The 2,948-nt window shown below is 30.2% G+C and carries 4 protein-coding genes; all 4 read right to left on the bottom strand.

Features of this window, described 5'->3' with window-relative positions:
• Nucleotides 1-749, bottom strand: a 749-nt coding sequence (locus tag WC223_08750) for a fused MFS/spermidine synthase (GenBank protein MFA6924328.1), incomplete at its 3' end; no start/stop codon positions are given.
• Nucleotides 750-795: 46 nt separating this feature from the next.
• Nucleotides 796-1,332: a hypothetical protein gene (locus WC223_08745; GenBank protein MFA6924327.1), complete on the bottom strand. Its 537-nt coding sequence runs from the start codon at nt 1,330-1,332 to the stop codon at nt 796-798.
• The gene (locus tag WC223_08740; protein MFA6924326.1) at nt 1,322-2,404 is read right to left on the bottom strand and encodes a glycosyltransferase; all 1,083 of its coding nucleotides are present in this window, start codon (nt 2,402-2,404) and stop codon (nt 1,322-1,324) included. The genes WC223_08745 and WC223_08740 overlap by 11 nt, the downstream gene beginning before the upstream one ends.
• Nucleotides 2,405-2,407: 3 nt before the next feature.
• Nucleotides 2,408-2,948 (bottom strand): NAD(P)-dependent oxidoreductase (locus WC223_08735; GenBank protein ID MFA6924325.1); only part of this gene is annotated, 541 nt, incomplete at its 5' end.

The raw sequence follows: 2,948 nt of genomic DNA, 5'->3' as shown, positions 1-2,948 counted from the left end.
AAAGAAGAAAAACCGATTAATGAATACCCAATTAAAACGGCTCTTCGTACTGAATCGGAGTATATTGAAATTCTTTCTTCAATATTAATTTTCCATTCTGTGTTTTCATTTTTATCATCAGAAAAATCTTTATCCAATAAAATCAGAGCAACAATACCAACAATAAAATTAATAACTACTCCTATTAAAACTGTATTTAATTCACCGATAGAACCTATTGTTATAAATCCGCTTAGCAAAACGCCGAACACAGCTCCGAAAGTATTCAATCCATAAAGATTCCCTATGTTTCTTGCAAAACTTCCTTTATGCTTTTTTATTGCTGCACCAAGTATGGGAAGTGTTCCGCCCATCAGAAATGTTGGAATCACCAAAGCAATGAAAACAATTATTGCCTGAATAAATAAAAATACTGTTTTATTTTCATAAACACTTTGATAAATATTTTTAAACATACCTGTTAATCCATTCAGAGAAATGAAAACCAAAAATGCAGTTATTCCCACAAAAATTTCCAAAGTGGCATATGCCCTTATGATTCTTTTAAATTTATCGGCGCGCCTTCCGATATAATAACTGCCTAATGCCAAGCCAAGCATGAATGCAGATATAACTATAGATGTGGCATAAACCGTACAGCCCAGTATTCTCGATAAAATTCTCAACCAAACTGTTTCATAAATTAACCCGCTGATTCCCGAAAAAAAGAAGATTGTAAAAATTATTTTGTTTTTTAGTTTGTTTTCCATTTAATTTTCCTTTCTAAAAAATATAATACTTTCTGAAAATTAATTTTCATTTAATAACGGTTCCCGATTTCAAACGTTCCCCAAGTTCTGTTGTATAAAATGATTTAATCACACAATTACTTCCAATAATCGAACCTTGTGAAACATGAACATGTTCTCCGATTTTAGTTTCGTGGTCAATTAATGCCATTACGTTAATAATGCAATTGCTTCCAATTTCAACATCTTCGTTTATCACAGCATTTGCGAGAACAACACATCCATTGCCAATTTTCACATTTGAAGATAAAACTGCTGCTGGATGAATAATCGCAGCAGGCTTAATTTTTTGTTTTAAAGATTCATACTTTTCCGAACGAACTTTATTGTTTCCAATTGCCACAACAAAATACTCCGCAATGTCGGCTATTTTATCAATTTCATTGGTTTTTGCAATAACTTTATATCCATTATTTAAAATATTATTTAACGGTTTTGTATCATCTGCAAAGCCGGCAATAGTGTATTGTCCCTGTTTAAGAACAGCATCAGCCACAACCTTTGCGTGACCACCTGCGCCAATAATAATAATTTTATTTTTCATATTTTTTTGAGAGCAATTTATATTTTTGTTCAACAAAATTCATATTTTTTCTCCACAATAATTTTTCCTGAATTATTTTATCATTTAACTCAAAACAATCTTTTTCAAGCTTATTATAATTTTCATACACAAATAAAATCTTTTCAGCGAGAATATCAGGATTATCAAGAGGAACAATAAAACCATTTATCCCATCAGTAATCCATTGCCTGTTTGCAGGAATATCTGAAGCAATGGGAAAAGCACCACATGCCATTGCTTCGTTCAGTGAAATATTATTTCCATCGGATAAAGATAATGTAACAAAAAGATGAGAATTATTCAATACTTCTGCGATCTCAGGTTGTGGAACTTTTCCTATAAAATCAACAACATCGGAAATTTCAAGTTTGTTTACCATTTTTTTAAATTCATTTCGCAATGAACCATCTCCGAGCATATTCACATGAATGTTGGGAATTTTATCTTTTATTATTTTAATTGCATTAAAAAACAGCGGTATGTTATAAACTGGCTCAAAGTTTCGTGTGCTTGCTATTACAAATTTATCATCCGGTAATTTGCGATTATTTTTATTGAAAATTTCATCATCAATTCCAAAAATAACAGCATCAATTTTACCTTTCTCAACACCCAATAAGACGAGCTTTTCTGTCATGTGTTCAGCCATTGAAGTAATCCAATCAGCTTTTCGCATAACAAATTTTATTATCAATTTATAAATTTTTGATTGAAACGGACTAATTAAAACATCAGTTCCCAAAGCAGTAACAATATATGGATGATAGTTTGCTAAAGCACCAATTAATCCATAACTTGTAGCATAATGAGCGTGTAAAATATCTGGTTTAATTTTATTTATCAATAATTTTATTCTTCTGTATTTTAAAATTATCTTCCAGTTACCTCCGGAAATATTAATTTTTCCGGCATCTATATAATGAACATTTATTCCTTCGAGCAAGACATTTTTAAATGTTATCAAATGTATTTCATGTCCCGATTCCTTGAAATATTTGCACCATCTTACTGTGTGAACACTTTCGCCGTCTGCCAGATAACAAATTTTCATTTTCTATAATTTACCACTTATTTTATAATAATCAAAAGTTCTTTTTAACCCTTCTTTGATTCCATATTTATATCCAACAATATTTTGAATTTTATCGTCATCGTATTTCACTACATTTGATATTGAACGCAATATATTCTTAAATGAACTAATTCCAAAATAATTTACTAATTCCAGAAAACGTATTATTATTTTGGGGAGTTTATATGTATTAGGTTTGAGAGAAAGTAGTTCATATACAAAACAAACAAAACCTTTCAGCTTCATTCCTTTGCCTATATTATATATCCTTTCGGGAACACTATTTTTAATAAAATATATTATTGCATTAGTTACATCTTTCACATAAACATAATTTACAACTGCATTTTCGGAATATAAAAATGGTTTATGGTTCTTCAAATGACGCATTAAATTCAGCAGGAAATTGTTAGGGTGAAATTCTCCAAAAACATTTGTGGGACGCAATATAACCAATTCAAAATTGTTTTGCTTTGCAGCAGCAAGAAACAATCGTTCTGACTCAAGTTTTGATATTTCGTAA

This window comes from Bacteroidales bacterium (genome assembly GCA_041671145.1).
In the GTDB taxonomy this organism is placed as follows: domain Bacteria; phylum Bacteroidota; class Bacteroidia; order Bacteroidales; family JAHJDW01; genus JAQUPB01.
The sequence above is the reverse complement of the archived record's forward strand: the minus strand, read 5'-3'. Positions and strand labels throughout refer to the sequence as shown.

Coding starts and splice junctions, on each gene's coding strand:
- WC223_08745 (MFA6924327.1), bottom strand. CDS start 1,332: ATGAAAAATAAAATTATTATTATTGGCGCAGGTGGTCACGCAAAGGTT.
- WC223_08740 (MFA6924326.1), bottom strand. CDS start 2,404: ATGAAAATTTGTTATCTGGCAGACGGCGAAAGTGTTCACACAGTAAGA.